This is a genomic window from Methylobacterium adhaesivum (assembly GCF_022179065.1).
GTDB lineage: Bacteria > Pseudomonadota > Alphaproteobacteria > Rhizobiales > Beijerinckiaceae > Methylobacterium > Methylobacterium adhaesivum.
Map to the genome: position 1 here is coordinate 65,719 of NZ_BPQD01000039.1, position 15,401 is coordinate 81,119.

General features: G+C 68.2%; 13 protein-coding genes. 5 read left to right on the top strand and 8 right to left on the bottom strand.

Annotated features, from left to right (window positions below; genetic code table 11):
- The first annotated feature begins 8 nt into the window (after window positions 1–8).
- Together MFF01_RS19825 and trmFO are read left to right on the top strand one after the other, a co-directional pair.
- Window positions 9–983, top strand: coding sequence for a S1C family serine protease (locus MFF01_RS19825; protein ID WP_238227971.1), 975 nt, complete (start codon window positions 9–11; stop codon window positions 981–983).
- 45 nt (window positions 984–1,028) lie between these two features.
- Window positions 1,029–2,459, top strand: coding sequence for a methylenetetrahydrofolate--tRNA-(uracil(54)-C(5))-methyltransferase (FADH(2)-oxidizing) TrmFO (trmFO, locus tag MFF01_RS19830; protein WP_238227972.1), 1,431 nt, complete (start codon window positions 1,029–1,031; stop codon window positions 2,457–2,459).
- A 115-nt stretch (window positions 2,460–2,574) separates the two neighbouring features.
- Here the strand turns inward: trmFO and MFF01_RS19835 are convergent, their stop codons facing one another.
- The gene (locus MFF01_RS19835; RefSeq protein ID WP_238227973.1) at window positions 2,575–3,105 is read right to left on the bottom strand and encodes a GNAT family N-acetyltransferase; all 531 of its coding nucleotides are present in this window, start codon (window positions 3,103–3,105) and stop codon (window positions 2,575–2,577) included.
- A gap of 112 nt (window positions 3,106–3,217) precedes the next feature.
- Entirely contained in the window at window positions 3,218–4,912 is a 1,695-nt protein-coding gene (locus MFF01_RS19840; protein ID WP_238228111.1) for an L-lactate permease, read from the bottom strand.
- 293 nt (window positions 4,913–5,205) lie between these two features.
- Between MFF01_RS19840 and MFF01_RS19845 the strand changes: the two genes are divergently transcribed.
- Window positions 5,206–6,129, top strand: a complete 924-nt coding sequence (locus tag MFF01_RS19845) for a manganese catalase family protein (RefSeq protein WP_238227974.1) — start codon at window positions 5,206–5,208, stop codon at window positions 6,127–6,129.
- Window positions 6,130–6,191: 62 nt separating this feature from the next.
- Here MFF01_RS19845 and MFF01_RS19850 read toward each other — a convergent pair whose 3' ends face one another.
- The 6 genes from MFF01_RS19850 to yajC all read right to left on the bottom strand — a co-directional run bounded on the left by MFF01_RS19850 (window position 6,192) and on the right by yajC (window position 12,249).
- Window positions 6,192–7,583: an alginate export family protein gene (locus MFF01_RS19850; RefSeq protein ID WP_373319820.1), complete on the bottom strand. Its 1,392-nt coding sequence runs from the start codon at window positions 7,581–7,583 to the stop codon at window positions 6,192–6,194.
- Between the two features lie 328 nt (window positions 7,584–7,911).
- Window positions 7,912–8,793 carry a phytoene/squalene synthase family protein gene (locus tag MFF01_RS19855; protein ID WP_238227975.1) on the bottom strand — a complete coding sequence of 294 codons (882 nt, stop codon included), beginning with the start codon at window positions 8,791–8,793 and terminating at the stop codon, window positions 7,912–7,914.
- Window positions 8,790–9,176, bottom strand: a complete 387-nt coding sequence (locus MFF01_RS19860) for an Mth938-like domain-containing protein (protein ID WP_238227976.1) — start codon at window positions 9,174–9,176, stop codon at window positions 8,790–8,792. The genes MFF01_RS19855 and MFF01_RS19860 overlap by 4 nt, the downstream gene beginning before the upstream one ends.
- Before the next feature lie 2 nt (window positions 9,177–9,178).
- Window positions 9,179–10,126 (bottom strand): protein translocase subunit SecF, encoded by a 948-nt coding sequence (gene secF / locus MFF01_RS19865; protein WP_238227977.1) that lies wholly within the window; start codon window positions 10,124–10,126, stop codon window positions 9,179–9,181.
- 43 nt (window positions 10,127–10,169) lie between these two features.
- Entirely contained in the window at window positions 10,170–11,777 is a 1,608-nt protein-coding gene (gene secD, locus MFF01_RS19870; protein ID WP_238227978.1) for a protein translocase subunit SecD, read from the bottom strand.
- A gap of 136 nt (window positions 11,778–11,913) precedes the next feature.
- The gene (gene yajC / locus MFF01_RS19875) at window positions 11,914–12,249 is read right to left on the bottom strand and encodes a preprotein translocase subunit YajC (RefSeq protein WP_238227979.1); all 336 of its coding nucleotides are present in this window, start codon (window positions 12,247–12,249) and stop codon (window positions 11,914–11,916) included.
- Window positions 12,250–12,473: 224 nt separating this feature from the next.
- Between yajC and MFF01_RS19880 the strand changes: the two genes are divergently transcribed.
- Entirely contained in the window at window positions 12,474–13,355 is an 882-nt protein-coding gene (locus MFF01_RS19880; RefSeq protein WP_238227981.1) for an ATP-binding protein, read from the top strand.
- Window positions 13,356–13,549: 194 nt separating this feature from the next.
- The gene (locus MFF01_RS19885; protein WP_238227983.1) at window positions 13,550–15,175 is read left to right on the top strand and encodes a hybrid sensor histidine kinase/response regulator; all 1,626 of its coding nucleotides are present in this window, start codon (window positions 13,550–13,552) and stop codon (window positions 15,173–15,175) included.
- Window positions 15,176–15,401 lie beyond the last annotated feature (226 nt).

Here is a 15,401-nt window from a genome sequence, read left to right on the forward strand (position 1 = left end):
AGACTCCCATGTCCACGCACGGTGACTGGAAGATCCCCACATCCGTGCAGCCCCGGGCCGCCGATTACGGTTTCGACCTCGCCGAGGCCCTCACCGCTATCGTCGCCCTCTCGACTCGCGTGCCCGACGAGGCCTTCACGGCCGAGACCCTCGGCACAGAACGGGCCGGCAACGGCGTCGTCATCGGCGACGACGGTCTCGTGGCCACCATCGGCTATCTCGTCACCGAGGCCGACAGCGTGTGGCTCACCACCCATGACGGCCGCTCCGTGCCCGGCCACGTGGTCGGCTACGATGCGGTGACCGGCTTCGGTCTCGTCCAGGCGCTGGGCCCCCTCGGCCTGCCGGCCCTGCCGCTGGGGCGCTCGGGCGGCGTGAAGGTCGGCGACCGTGCCATCGTGGCCGGCGTCGGCGGACGCCAGCGCAGCGTCGCCGTGGAGATCGTCGCCCGGCAGGAATTCGCCGGCTACTGGGAATACGTCCTCGACGAGGCCCTGTTCACCGCCCCCGCCCATCCGCAATGGGGGGGCGCCGCCCTCATCGGCCCCACCGGCGAACTCCTCGGCATCGGCTCGCTCCAGCTGCAACAGGGCACGGCCGAGGGGCCGCGCACCATCAACATGATCGTGCCCATCGACCTCCTGACCCCGATCCTCGACGACCTCGTCACCCGGGGCCGGGCCGACCGGGCGCCCCGGCCGTGGCTCGGCCTCTATGCCAGCGACACCGACGATGCCGTGGTGATCATGGGGCTCGCCGACGATGGCCCGGCGGAGGCCGCGGATCTCCGGCCCGGCGACATCGTCGCGGCGGTGGCGGGCGAGCCCGTGGCCGATCTGGCCGGCTTCTTCCGCCAGGTCTGGGCGTTGGGGGAGGCCGGTGTGCGCGTGCCCCTCACCATCCGGCGCGACGGCAAGACGATCAAGCTCGCGGTGACCTCGGCCAACCGCGAGCGCTTCCTCGTGTCGCCGCCCCTGCATTGACCCGGTTGCATTGATCCGGGCGCCACGGGGGTCTATCCCGAGGCGATGACCGACACCGCCTCTTCCTCGCCCATCCACATCGTCGGCGGCGGCCTCGCGGGCTCGGAAGCCGCCTGGCAGATCGCGCAAGCCGGCCATCCCGTGGTGCTCCACGAGATGCGCCCCGTGCGCGGCACCGAGGCGCATCACGGCCAGGATCTGGCCGAACTCGTCTGCTCGAACTCGTTCCGCTCGGACGATGCCAACGGCAATGCCGTGGGGTTGCTGCATCAGGAGATGCGCACGCTCGGCTCCTTGATCCTGAAGGCCGCCGACGCGCACCAGGTGCCGGCCGGCGGGGCGCTCGCCGTCGATCGCAACGGCTTTGCCGCCGCCGTCACCGCCGCCCTGGAGGCGCATCCGCAGGTTACGATTCTTCGCGAGGAGGTCGAGGGCCTGCCGCCGGAGGCGTGGGGCCGGACCATCATCGCCACGGGGCCGCTCACCGCGCCGTCCCTGGCACAGGCCATCCGTGACCTGACGGGAGCCGAGTCCCTGGCGTTCTTCGACGCCATCGCGCCCATCGTCCACCGCGACTCCATCGACATGGAGAAGGCGTGGTTCCAGTCGCGCTACGACAAGGTCGGCCCCGGCGGCACGGGCGCCGACTACATCAACTGCCCCCTCGACCGCGAGCAGTACGACCGGTTCATCCAGGCCCTCGTCGAGGGCGAGAAGATCGGCTTCAAGGAGTGGGAGGCCTCGACCCCCTATTTCGACGGCTGCCTGCCCATCGAGGTCATGGCCGAGCGCGGGCCAGAGACCCTGCGCCACGGCCCCATGAAGCCCGTGGGCCTGACGAACCCGCACGACCCGACGGTGAAGGCCTGCGCCATCGTGCAGCTGCGCCAGGACAATGCGCTGGGCACTCTCTACAACATGGTCGGGTTCCAGACGAAGCTCACCTATTCCGAGCAGGTGCGGGTGTTCCGCACGATCCCCGGCCTCGAGAACGCCGAGTTCGCGCGCCTCGGCGGGCTCCACCGCAACACCTACCTCGACAGCCCCCGCCTCCTCGACGCGACCCTGCGGCTGAAGGCGAGGCCGTCGCTCCGGTTCGCCGGCCAGATCACCGGCTGCGAGGGCTACGTCGAGAGCGCCGCCATCGGCCTCATGGCCGGCCGCTTCGCGGTGGCCGAGGCGCGGGGCCAGGCCTTGGCGCCCCTGCCCGCCACAACGGCCCTCGGGGCGCTGATCGGCCACATCACCGGCGGCCACATCGCGGCCGAGGATGCCGGCGCTCCGCGCTCGTTCCAGCCCATGAACGTCAATTTCGGCCTGTTCCCGCCCCTCGACCACGCCCCCAAGGGCGAAGCCGGCAAGCGCCTGCGCGGGCCGGAAAAGGCGGTGGCGAAGAAGAAGGCCCTGACCGACCGGGGCCGGGCGGATCTGGCGGCGTGGATTTCGGGCAACGCTGCGCAGGTCGCGGCGGAGTAGCGGGCTTAAGGAGTCGCCGGCAGGGAGGCATCGTCCCCGCTTCGATCGAGCAGAGATGACGGTCGAGGCGTACGGCGCCCGAGTACAGCCGCCCCTCTCCTCGATAACCCAGCGATCAAGCCGGCGGCGGCTCATACGCAAAAATCCGCCGGCCCGGCCGGTGGCCCTCGTCGCCCGTGTCGCGAAATCCGACCTTCAGGAGCAGGCCCACGGAGGCCACGTTCTCGGGGCGGCACTCGGCAACGAGAAAGCGGTGGGGGAAGCGCTGGCGCAGGAGATCGACGGCGGCGGTCACGGCCTCCGAACCGTAGCCCTGGCCGCGCGCGGCACCGCCGACCCAGTAGCCGAGCTCGACGGCGTGATCGCCGCGCAGGTGCAGGCCGACGATGGCCACGAGCGCGTTGTCGGCCCGCGTCCGGGCCCCGAGGAAGCAATCCTTGCGCACCTTGGCCGGACCGATGAGGCCGCGCGCCGCCGCCAGGGTGAAGGGACTGGGCAGGAAATCGATGGCGCCGGTGATGGCCGGATCGTCGGTGAGCGCCCGCACGGCCTCGGCATCCCCCGGCACCAGGGGGGCGAGGCGCAGACGACCGGTCTCCACGGGGGAGAGCTTGGCGAGGGAGTAGCGCGCGGCGAGCTTGAACATGGCAGCGCGATCCTACCCCATCCCCAGGGCGCGATGCGAACGGTTCGGTGCAAGAAAAAACCCGCCCCGGCGAACCGGGGCGGGCCATGTCATCGCCGTCGGGCGCTCACCCTCAGGGGTGAATCACCATGGCGTTGAACGGGTAGACGTAGGCCTGGAGCATCACGAGGCAGCCGACGAGGCAGGCGAGCACGATGGAGTGCCAGAACACGAAGCGCAGGATCTTGCCCTCCTGGCCGAAGTACCCCGTGGCCGTGGAGGCGACGACGATGGACTGGGCGTCGATCATCTTGCCCATGACGCCGCCGGACGAATTCGCCGAGGCCATGAGGATGCCCGACAGGCCGAGCTGCTCCGACGTGATCTTCTGGAGGCCGCCGAACAGGACGTTCGACGCGGTGTCGGAGCCCGTGAGCGCGACGCCGAGCCAACCGAGCAGCGTGCCGAAGAACGGGTAGAGGATGCCCGTGCCGGCGAACGCGAGGCCGAGGGTGGCGTCCACGCCAGCGTAGCGGGTGAGCACGCCGAGCGCCAGCATCGCCGAGATGGTGATGAGCGAGTAGCGCAGCACCCAGATGGTCTCGAGATAGGCCGTCACCAGGCGCCAGGGCGAGAACCGCATGAGCAGGCCGGAGATGATGGCCGCGAACAGCACGCCGGTGCCGGTGTAGGACATGTAGGTGAAGGCGAAGACGGCGGCTTCCGGATGGGCTTTCGCCACCACCGGCGGCACCTTCATGATGACGTTGTGCAGGCCCGGCACCTCGTACTTCCAGGTGAAGATCGGGTTGACGATGGCCTTGAACCAGCCCGTGCCCCAGATCGCGACGATCACCGAGAGGATGATCCACGGCACCCAGGCCATCATGATCTCGGAGGAGGAGGCCGTGCGGGCATAGGCGCCCGTGGGGGCCACCTTGGCGCCGCCGGCGGCGGTGACGAAGCCGAGCGACGGATCGTTGCCGCGAAGCGCCGGCGAGGTCCAGATCACGGCAGGACGCCAGACGCGCAGGAACAGCACCAGGGCGCCCATGGAAACGAGGGCGGCGCCGATGTCGACGATCCACGGGTTGACGTAGTTCGAGATGCCGAACTGGGCCAGCGCGAACGAGCCGCCGCAGACGAGGATGGCGGGCCAGATCTGCATCATGCCGCGGAAGCCCGCGAACACCCAGATGAGCCAGAAGGGCACCAACACCGAGAAGAACGGCAGCTGGCGGCCGATCATCGCGCCGAGGATGTAGGGGTCGTAGCCCGTCACCGAGGCGAGGCCCTGGATCGGAGCGCCGAGCGCGCCGTAGGCCACCGGGGCGGTGTTGGCGATGAGGGAGAGGCCCGAGGCGGCGAGCGGCGAGAAGCCGAGGCCGATGAGGATGGCGCCGGTGACGGCCACCGGGGTGCCGAAGCCGCCGGCCCCCTCGAAGAACGCGCCGAACGCGAAGGCGACGAGCAGGAGCTGCAGGCGCCGGTCGGTGGTGATGCCCGCCACGGATTGCTGCAGGGTGGCGAACCAGCCCTTCTCCACCGTCAGACGGTAGAGGAAGATCACGTTGAGAATAATCCAGCCGATGGGGAAGAGCCCCAGCGCCACGCCGTAGCCCGAGGCACGGGCGGCGAGATCGGCCGGCATGCCGAACAGGAACACCGCGACGCAGAAGGCCAGGACCAGGGAGAGGACGGCGGCGATGTGAGCCTTGACCTTGCCGCTGGCGATCATGCCGAGCAGCGCGATCACCGGCAGGGAGGCGGCGAGCGTCGAGAGCCAGGGGCTCCCGAACGGGTCGTAGACCTGATTCCAAGTGGTCACGGTGTTCACGGGTTTCGTCCTCCCAAGGTGTGGCTTCGATCTCCCGCCGAAGCCTTGGGATCGTTGCTAGCAGAGGCCCGGAGGCGGCTCAACGCGGGTTAATGATGTATTCAGAGACAGTTGCGGGTGGGACACCATTGGACGGCCGTGGGTACGAAACCGCGCCCCGGCGTCCCCGCCCTCATTGTTCCTCTCAATCCAGCCCTGCGTGATCATGGCGCAACGGCGGAACATGCCCTGATGCCTCCGGTTCCCTCGACACGCCCTCCGGGGCTCCGGACGGAGAAAAACCTATGTTTATGCGCGTCGACAAGCTGCAGGCCGAGCTTCCCGCGCCGAAGCGGAAAGATCCCAACGCCGCCGCAGCCCTCCAGGAACTTTTGGGCGGAAAGTACGGCGAGATGTCAACTCTGGGCAATTACATGTTCCAGAGCTTCAACTTCCGCAGCAAATCGAAGCTGCGCCCATTCTATAGCCTCGTTGCCGCGATCACGGCCGAGGAACTCGGGCACGTCGAGCTTGTGAGCAACGGCGTCGCCATGCTCAACAACGGCCCCGACAACGACGGCGACAAGACGGATGGCGGCGACATCTCGGGCGCACCGTTCGAGGATATGAAGGACATTCGTCTGGCGGCAGCATTCCTGTCGAATGGCGGCGGCGTGACGCCCGTCAATTCCAACGGCGCCTCGTGGAACAACGATTTCATCACCACCACGGGCAATGTGGTGGTCGATCTCCTGCACAACTTCCACCTCGAATGCGGCGCCCGCCTGCACAAGCTGCGGGTCTATGAGACGCTAACCGATCCGACGGGCCGCGAGGTCTGCGGCTACCTGCTCGTGCGCGGCTCGGTCCACGCCCACGCCTACGCGCTCGCGCTCAAGAAGATCACCGGCGTCGAGCTCGAAAAATTCCTGCCGACTCCGAACATCAACCTCGACAAGATTCCGGAGTGCCAGAAGTACCTGCAGGAGGGCTCGCACCGCCGGCTCTACACCTTCAGCCCGGACGACTACAAAGAGATGTCGGGCATCTGGGGCAACGGCGAAGTGGCGCTCCCGGGCGACCCGCCGGGCGAGCTCACCGTCGTGGAGGGCATGCCGGACGGCGGCAAGATCCACCAGCTCACGGGCGTCCCCTCCGCCTTCACCCCGGACTACGCCCCGGAAGAGATGTTCGAGATCGCCAAGAAGCTGACGCTCAAGGCGCGCTGAGGCGGTGCTTCGGGGGCGGCGCCCATCTCGGCGCCGCCCTTTCACGTCCGCCATCGCGCAGGTCAGAAAAAGAACGTCGTGGTGAGGGAGCCGTAGACCGTGTCGCCGGTCCGAGGCGCGTTGGGGGCGTTGCGCAGGACATCGCCCTTGAGGAGATAGGCGACGCCGACATCGACGAGGATCGAGCCGGGCACGAGCCAGTGACGGACACGCCCCTCGATCTGCTGGCCCGCGTAGGTGCCGGATTGGCCAGTGCGGTCGCGAATACCCGTAGCGGCGAAGCTGTCGGTCGCGCTCTCCAGCCAGAGGCCGCGATAGCTCACGAACACATCGAGATCCGCCGATGGGACGAACTCCAGGCGAATGCCCGGCGAGATGAGGTTCGCACGCTGCACCGCGCCGAAGAGGCTCGTTGGGCCGTAGTCGAAGCGCCGCGCGCCGTAGAGCGTGTCGAAGCGGGTGTTCCGATTGGGGTTGCGGTCGTCGCCGCTGGCGTGATCGTATTCGAGTGAAATCCGCGGCGCCCAGGGCGCGTTGAAGGTATAGCCCGCCTCGGCATGGACGAAGTAGGCCGAGACCGGCACGTCGGTGACGTCGGTCACCGCCGTCGAGTTGCGGGCGGTGCCGGTCTGGTAGATCGCCTCGAACTCGTGATCGAACTGCCCCACCTTCGGTGCACGGAAGAGGCGGAAGCCCGGCGTGAACAGGCGCCGGTCCCGGGTCTGGATGCCTTCGAGCTGCGAGCCGCTGTCGCGTTCGAGCAGGCCGAAGCCGTACGCCTCCAGGATTCCACCCAGCACGCCCGTCTTGGTGACGATGCCGCCGAACAGCTGGGTATCGAGGCCCTCGTGGTCCCATTCGACGCTGTTGCTCAGGAGGCCCGGACGGTCGAAGGGCTCTCGGGTGTGCGGCAGGGTGTAGAAGAGGTTCAGCGCGTCCTTCTCGGCATTCCGCCAGTCGTAGGTGATCCCCGTGAAGGCATTGATGGTGTTGCGGAACTGGTTGCGGGCGATGAGCCGGCGCGAGCCGACGTTCTGCGTGAAGCGCCCTGCCGTGACCGTACTCACCGTCCCGGCTCCCGCCGCATCGCCGAGGTCGAACCCGAGATAGGCTTGACCGAGCTCGAGGGCGTTCACCTCGGTGGTGGCGATGGAGTTCGAACCGCGCCGCTGGAAATAGGCGCGGCTGTCGAACAGTTCTCCGCCGATCCTGACCGGGCCGGTGTCGTATTCGGCAAACAGCGTCGTCTGCAGGGAGAACAGATCGTTGCTGGCAGGCGCGGGGCTCGGCCGGAACTGCCCGCCGAGGGCCTCGTAGCGCGGCCGCACCGTACCGGAAATCTTCCATCCCTGCGGTTTGCCGAGGGCCTCATACAGCGCGAAGTATGGCGTGGTCCGGAACGACTGAGCCGAGGCGGTGGATGGAAAGAGGCCTGCCAGCAGGACCGCGCACAAGAGCGGATGCCTCGTCCGAACAACGGCAGAAGGCAGAAACCGGGCGGATCCCAGCCCGTCCCGATCGCAACCCAAATAATCCGCAACACGCGATAAATATTTCACATCGTCCTCTGAATTGCCAAGTCAAGACTTGGTAACAAAGCAACGATATGCACTCAACCGGGGAACAACCCAGCACTTTAAAAAAGCAAAGCCTTCTTCCTTCGCAGGGTCTTGCGAAACACGATTGCCGAGACTGGATCGATCCGGGGCATATCGCTCGGGGACAGCAGCGCAGTCGCCGGAGGCTCACCACTTCCGGCCTTCCTTGCGGACGGGAAGCGCCTCAAGCGCCCCGCCGCGACGCCCGCCACAATCGCCACAGCCGCCGCCAGCGTGGGATCTCGATGAGCGTGTTCAGCGGATCGTACCCCGGGCGCTCCATGGCGGCGAGGTAGGGCTCCACCAGGGCCACGGGCAGGAAGGCGGCCCGCGCCGCCGGTGCGATGGTGCCGCGCGCCGCCGCGTAGGCCGCGAGGTGGCGGCGCGCCAGGGCCCGCAGGTCGGCGCAGGCGCGCACGAGTCCGGGGCCGCCGCGGCCCGTCACCACGTCCTCGCGGGTGACGCCGTAGGTCTTCAGGATATCGGCCGGGAGATAGACCTGTCCGCCGCGCGCGTGCCACGGCAAGGAGCGCAGCAGGCCGGTGATGCCATAGGCCACGCCCGCATGGCCGGCGGCCGCCGCCCCGCCGGGCTCGGCGCCCTCCGCGAGGACGAGGCCGCCCAGCCGGATGAGGGCGGAGGCCGTCTCGCCGCAATAGCCCTCGAGATCGTTCACCCGCGGCATCGGATCGTCGTAGAGGTCGAACACGCGGGCGTCGATGAGATCGACGAAGGGCTGGCGCCCGAGCTTACGCTTGACGATGGCGTCGTCCAGCGCCGCCGCCACGGGGTTGGCCTTCACGTCACCGCGCGCCTCGCCCTGGAGGGCGTCGCGCCACCATTGCAGGCGGATCTCGCCGGCCATGGGATTCGAGGCGGCCTCGCGGGTGCGGGCGATGGTGAGGCTGAAGGCGATGAGGGCGAAGAGGTGGGGCCGGAACGCCGCCGGGGCGAACAGCGTGGCGAAGTAGCGGTCGGGATCACCCGCCTTCACCAGGGCCTCGCAATGCCCAAACGCGAAGTCGAGGCCGCCCGCCGTGCCGGCTTGAGTGTCCGTGTCGGTCATGCAACCGCCACCAGGGCTGCGGCGACCTTGCGGTTCTCAGCCATCAGGATGTTGTAGGTCCGTGCCGCCGCCCCGGTCTGCATCACGTCGAGGCCGATGCCGGCCTCCTTCAGCCAGCGCCGCAGGGCATCGGGCACGGGCGCGATGTCGAGGCCGGTGCCGATGAGAAGAAGCTCGACGGCCGCGCCCTCGGCGACCACCGGGCGCAGGGCGTTGCGGTCGATGGCCCCCGCCTCCACGGGGTCCCAGGCACGGATGCCCGACGGCAGGATCAGGATCGAGCCGCGATGCGACATCTCGGCGAAGCGGAAGCCGCCGTTGCCGTAGGCGTCGATGAGGTGGCGGCCGGGAACGAAGCCGTCGTGGAGGCTGCCGGCGGCCATCGCTACTCCGCTGCCTGGGGCACGCGCCCGCCCGCCGGACGACCCTGCGCCTTCACCCCGGAGAGCATGAGGCCGAGATAGATCAGCACCGGCGTCGAGACGAAGATCGCCGAGTAGGTGCAGATGACCACGCCGGCCAGCATCACGATGGCGAAGCCCTTGATCGCCTCGCCGCCGAACAACACCAGGGCGAGCAGCGACAGGAACGCGGAGGTCGCCGTCATCACCGTACGCGACATGGTGGAGTTGATGGAGAGGTTGAGGAGCTCGACGGTGGGAATCGTCTTGTAGCGCCGCATGAGTTCACGCGTCCGGTCGAACACCACCACGGTCTCGTTGAGCGAATAGCCCACGATGGTCAGGATCGCGGCGATCGAGGTCATGTTGAACTCGATGCGGGAGATCACGAAGATGCCGATGGTGAGCACGATGTCGTGGAGCGTGCCCACGATGGCGCCGAGCGCCAGTTCGCGCTCGAAGCGGAACCACAGGTAGAACAACACGGCGAGCACGGAAAGCACCACGCCGATGGTGCCCGACTGCACGAGTTCGCCCGAGACGCGCGGCCCCACGGTCTCGGTGCGGCGGAACTCGTAGTCGGCGTCGAAGGCGCCGTGCGCCTTCTGCATCACCGCCGTCTGGCCCTGCTCGCCGGGCTGAAGCGGGAAGCGGACCAGAATCGTGCCCTGGCCGCCGAGTTCCTGCACCTCGGTCTCGCCGAAGCCGAAGCCGTTGGCCGTATGGCGAACGGCCCCGACATCGGCCGTGCCGGATTTCGCCTGCAGCTCGACGAGGGTGCCGCCCTTGAAGTCGATGCCGAAGTTGAGCCCGACCGTGAGGAACAGGATCACGGTCGCCACCGACATCAGCGCCGAGAGCGGAAAGCTGAACCGCCGGAAGCGCATGAAGTCGAAGTGCGATTCGTCGGGCCAGAGGCGGAGCAGACGCATGATCGGTCTCGGATTCGTTTCAGGGCCGGGCGGGCGTTCGTCTTTAGAACGGCAGCGCCTTCGGCCGGGCGATAGTGTACCACAGGGCGATCATCATGCGGGTCAGCGTCACGGCGGTGATGACGGTGGTGAGGATGCCGAGGATGAACACCACGGCGAAGCCCTTCACCGGGCCGGAACCGAGGAAGAACAGGATCAGGGCGGCGATCGCCATGGTCGAGTTCGAATCGATGATGGTGGCGAACGCCTTGTCGAAGCCGGCCTGGAGGGCCGAGACGATGGAGCGGCCCGCCCGCACCTCCTCGCGCACGCGCTCGTAGATGAGCACGTTGGAATCCACCGCCGTGCCGATGGTGAGCACGATGCCGGCGATGCCAGGCAGGGTCATGGTGGCTTCGAGCACCGACATCAGGCCTAGGATGAGGCCGACGTGGACGATGAGGGCGATGTTGGCGAAGAAGCCGAACACCCCATAGGTGGCGAACATGAAGACGATGACGAGCGCACCCGCGACGAGGGTCGCGAGCTTGCCGGCCTGGATCGAATCGCGGCCGAGACCGGGGCCGACGACGCGGCGCTCGACCACGGTGAACTTCGCCGGGAGCGCACCGGCGCGGAGCAGCACCGAGAGGTCGTTGGCCTGCGCCACGGTGAAGTTGCCGGTGATCTGCCCCGAACCGCCGGTGATCGGCGTGTTGATGCGTGGCGCCGAAACCACCTCGTTGTCGAGGACGATGGCCATGCGGCGGCCGACATTCTCGGCCGTGGCCTGTCCGAAACGCTGGGCGCCCTTCAGGTTGAACTTGAAGCTGACCATCGGCTCCTGGGTCTGATGGTCGAAGGCCGGCTGGGCGTCGGTGAGTTCGCCGCCATCGGCCATGACCCGGCGCTCGACGGGTACCTTGGCGCCCTTCTCGTCCTTGGAGGGCAGCAAATCGACGTCGCCGGTCGGCGAGTCGGCGAGCATGCGGAATTCGAGCTTGGCGGTACTGCCGAGGATCTTCTCGAGGCGTTCGGGGTTCTGCTCGCCCGGCACCTGGATCAGGATGCGGTCGGCGCCCTGCTGCTGGATCGACGGCTCGGTGGTGCCCGTCGAATCGAGGCGGCGGCGGATGACCTCGATGCCCTGGCTCACGGCGCGGCGGGTGCGCTCGGTGATGCCCGCATCGGTGAGCGCGAGGCGGATGGCGCCGTCGGGCGTCTCGGTGATGTCGAGGGTGCGGCCGGCGCCCTGGCCGACGAGGGGGTTGGAGATGGGCTGGGCCAGTTCGCGCAGCTTCGGCAGCACCTTGTCGCGGGCCGCCGCGTCGGGAATGCGCACCTGCACGCCGCGTGGCAGGAGCTGGATGCCCCCCTCGGCGCGCACGTTCTCCTGCTGCAGGACGCGGCGGACGTCGTCGCGCAGGGCCTTGGCCTGCGAGGCCACGAGCTCGTTCTGGTCGACCTCCAGAAGCAGCTGCGAGCCGCCCTGCAAGTCGAGGCCCAGCACGATGGCGCGCTGCGGCACGATCCAGCTCGGGAACCAGCCCGGCAGCGAGGCCATGAAGCCCCGGCGCTGCTCGGGCGAGAAGAAGCTCGGCACGGCGAGGCTCAGGCCGACGAGGATGAGGGCCAGGGTCGTGACGATCTTGGTTCTCGAAAAGCGCAGCATCCGCCGGTCCCGTTTTCTTGATTGCGGGGCCGACGTTGACGCCGGCCTCCTTCAGAGTGCCTCACGAAACGCCCAACCCGGACGGTGCTCGCCTCGAGGCCGACGGCAGTTTCGTGAGAGACACTCAGGCTTGGTCTCAGGCGGCCTTGACCGGTGCGCCCTTGACCCGGACCTCCGAGATCATGGCCCGCACGACCTTGACGCGGACGTTCGGGGCGATCTCGACCTCGATCTCGGACGCCTCGTCGGCGACCTTGGTGACGCGGCCGACGATGCCGCCCGTGGTGACGACCGTGTCGTCCCGGCGCACGTTCTTGACCATGGCCTGATGCTCCTTCACGCGGCGCTGCTGCGGACGGAGGATCAGGAAGTACATGATGACGAAGATGAGGACGAACGGCACCACCTGCAAGGCGATGTCCGCGCCGCCGGCGGCCGCGGTGGCCCCTTGCGCGAAGGCTGGGGTGATCAAGCGCGTGTCTCCTCAAGGATCCGGCCCGGACCGCCGGGACCCTCGGGCGAGGCGGCGTGCGGGCATGTCAAAAAGCGCGCGGACTATAGCCACGGCCTAAGTGAAAGCAACGGCGTGGGCCTGGGACGAAACGGTCCGGGGCGCAAGCCCCCTCCCCCCGCGCCGCTGATTTTCCGGAGGATTTGGCCTAGACCGGCCCGGCGCCCGCCCGGAGACACCCCTTTATGACCGCCATGCCCACCGACCCGGCCCTGCACGCCCTCCTGCCCGTGCTGGAGCGCATCGCCGCCGCCCTGGAGCGGGCCGCGCCCCCCGCCCATCCGGCGGTGGACGTGACGAAGGCGGACGCCTTCCTGTGGGGGCCTGAGCGACGGCTGATCCCGGTGCCGCGGGTCAACCGCGTCGAGATCGGCCTGCTGACCGGCATCGACCGCGCCCGCGACACCCTTGCCCAGAACACGCGGCGCTTCGCCGCCGGCCTCCCGGCCAACAACGCCCTGCTGTGGGGCGCACGCGGCATGGGCAAGTCGTCTCTGGTCAAGGCCGTGCAGGCCGAGATCAACGCCGCGCCGGGCGACGCCCTCCCGTTGAAGCTCGTGGAGATCCACCGCGAGGACATCGAGGCCCTGCCCGACCTCATGGCGACCCTGCGGGGCGACGCGCATCGCTGGATCGTGTTCTGCGACGATCTCTCGTTCGACGGGGACGACACCTCGTACAAGTCCCTGAAGACAGCGCTCGACGGCGGCATCGAGGGCCGGCCCGACAACGTGCTGTTCTACGCCACCTCCAACCGCCGCCATCTGCTCGCCCGCGACATGGTCGAGAACGAGCGCTCCACGGCCATCAACCCCGGCGAGGCCGTGGAGGAGAAGGTGTCGCTGTCCGACCGCTTCGGCCTGTGGCTCGGCTTCCACAAATGCTCCCAGGACGAGTACCTCGCCATGGTCCGCGCCTATGTCGCCCATCATGGCCTTGCGGCCGATCCCGACACCGTGCGGGCCGAGGCCCTGGAATGGGCCACCACCCGGGGCTCGCGCTCGGGGCGCACGGCGTTCCAGTACATTCAGGATCTGGCCGGGCGGCTGGGGCAACGGCTGGGTTGAGAAGCCGCCCGGTCGGCGCATCATCCCGGAGGTCTGCCGGTGTGTCGGGCGTCGGCCGAACGAGGTGCGACGCTGAGGCCGCCGTCATCGGGTCAACTTTTGTTCAGTCGTCACGCCCGGCAGATTAACATAGACGAGGGACATGTTGGGAATGCCTTAAGGCTCCGGCGATCCGTCGAATTCCGGAGACTGTTTTGCCGACTTCGCCCGAAAAACCCAAGACCTACGGCCCGAAGACACCGGTCAGTGGAAGCGGCCCCTCGGGCGTGGTCGACCAGCATCACGACATCTTCTTCGCGGCCGTCGAGACGACGCGGATGCCGATGATCGTCACGGACCCGCATCAAGCGGACAACCCGATCATCTTCGTCAACCGCGCCTTCGAGCGCATGACGGGTTACACCCGTGACGAACTCATCGGCACGAATTGCCGCTTCCTGCAGGGGCCGGAGACGGACCGCGAGGTGGTCACCGAACTGCGCCTGGCCATCGCGGAGCAGCGCGAGTTCTCGACGGAGATCATCAACTACCGCAGGGACGGTTCTTCGTTCTGGAACGCGCTGTTCGTCTCCCCGGTGTTCAACCGCTCCGGCGACCTCGTCTACTTCTTCGGCTCGCAGCTCGACGTCTCGCGTCGGCGCGACGCCGAGGAATCCCTGCACCAGGCTCAGAAGATGGAGAGCCTCGGCCAGCTCACCGGCGGCATCGCCCACGACTTCAACAACCTGCTGCAGGTGATCTCCGGCCACAACGAGGTCATGCTCGCGCTCATCGACCACCCGACGATCGATGTCGCGCGGATGCGCCGCGCCGGCGAGGCGGTGCGCGACGCCTCCGAGCGCGCCGCCAAGCTGACCCACCAGCTCCTCGCCTTCTCGCGCAAGCAGCGTCTCGAGGGGCGGCTGCTCAACCTCAACGGTCTCGTGCAGAGCATGAGCGAGATGGCCGAGCGGACGCTGGGCGACCACGTCACCCTGCGCCAGGACCTGTCGCCTGACCTCTGGAACACCCGCATCGACCCGACCCAGGCCGAGGTCGCCCTCCTCAACGTGATGCTGAACGCCCGCGACGCCATGCCGGGCGGCGGCACCGTCACGGTGAAGACCGAGAACCTCCTCGTCGAGGACGAGGACGCGGCCCTGTTCAAGACGGTCGGCCCCGGCGCCTACGTGGTGGTCTCCGTCACCGACACCGGCAGCGGCATGGTGCCCGAGATCCTGAACCGGGTCATGGAGCCGTTCTTCACCACCAAGGGCGAGGGCAAGGGGACCGGCCTCGGACTGGCGATGGTCTACGGCTTCGCCAAGCAGTCGGGCGGCTCGGTGAAGATCTACTCCGAGGTCGGCCACGGCACCACCGTGCGCCTGCTGTTCCCGGCGAGCGACCAGAAGATCGAGGAGGAGCGCAAGGCCTCCCAGCGCGCCGCCGACCGCCACGGAACCGAGACGGTGCTGGTGGTGGACGACCGCCCGGACGTGGCCGAGACGGCGGGGATCATCCTGGAGGATTTCGGCTACAAGGTCATCGTGGCCGACGGCCCTCGGGCCGCCATCGAGTTCCTCGACGGCGAGCGGCGCATCGACCTCCTGTTCACCGACCTCATCATGCCCGGCGGCATGAACGGCGTGATGCTGGCCCGCGCCGCACGGGAGCGCCAGCCGAAGATCAAGGTGCTGCTGACCACGGGCTACGCCGAGGCTTCGCTCGAACGCACCGATGCGGGCGGCGTCGAGTTCGAGATGATCAACAAGCCCTACAAGCGTCTGGAGCTCGCCCGGCGCGTCCGGCGCGTCATCGATGGACCGACCGGGGTCGGCTGATACCGATTCGATTGATCACGTCGGGTCGAACGGGCGGGACGGGCTGAGCAGGCCCCCCACGGCTCTGCGCGCAGTCAAAGCACCCGAGATTAACGATCGGCATCCCAACAGCTGCTCACGACCCTTTGGCGACCCTTGGAAGGTCCGCTTCGAGGTAGCTCGATGGGGATGATATACGACCGGGTCGGGTGGATTTCTGCCGGGCCGCTCCTGAGCAAATGTTTCG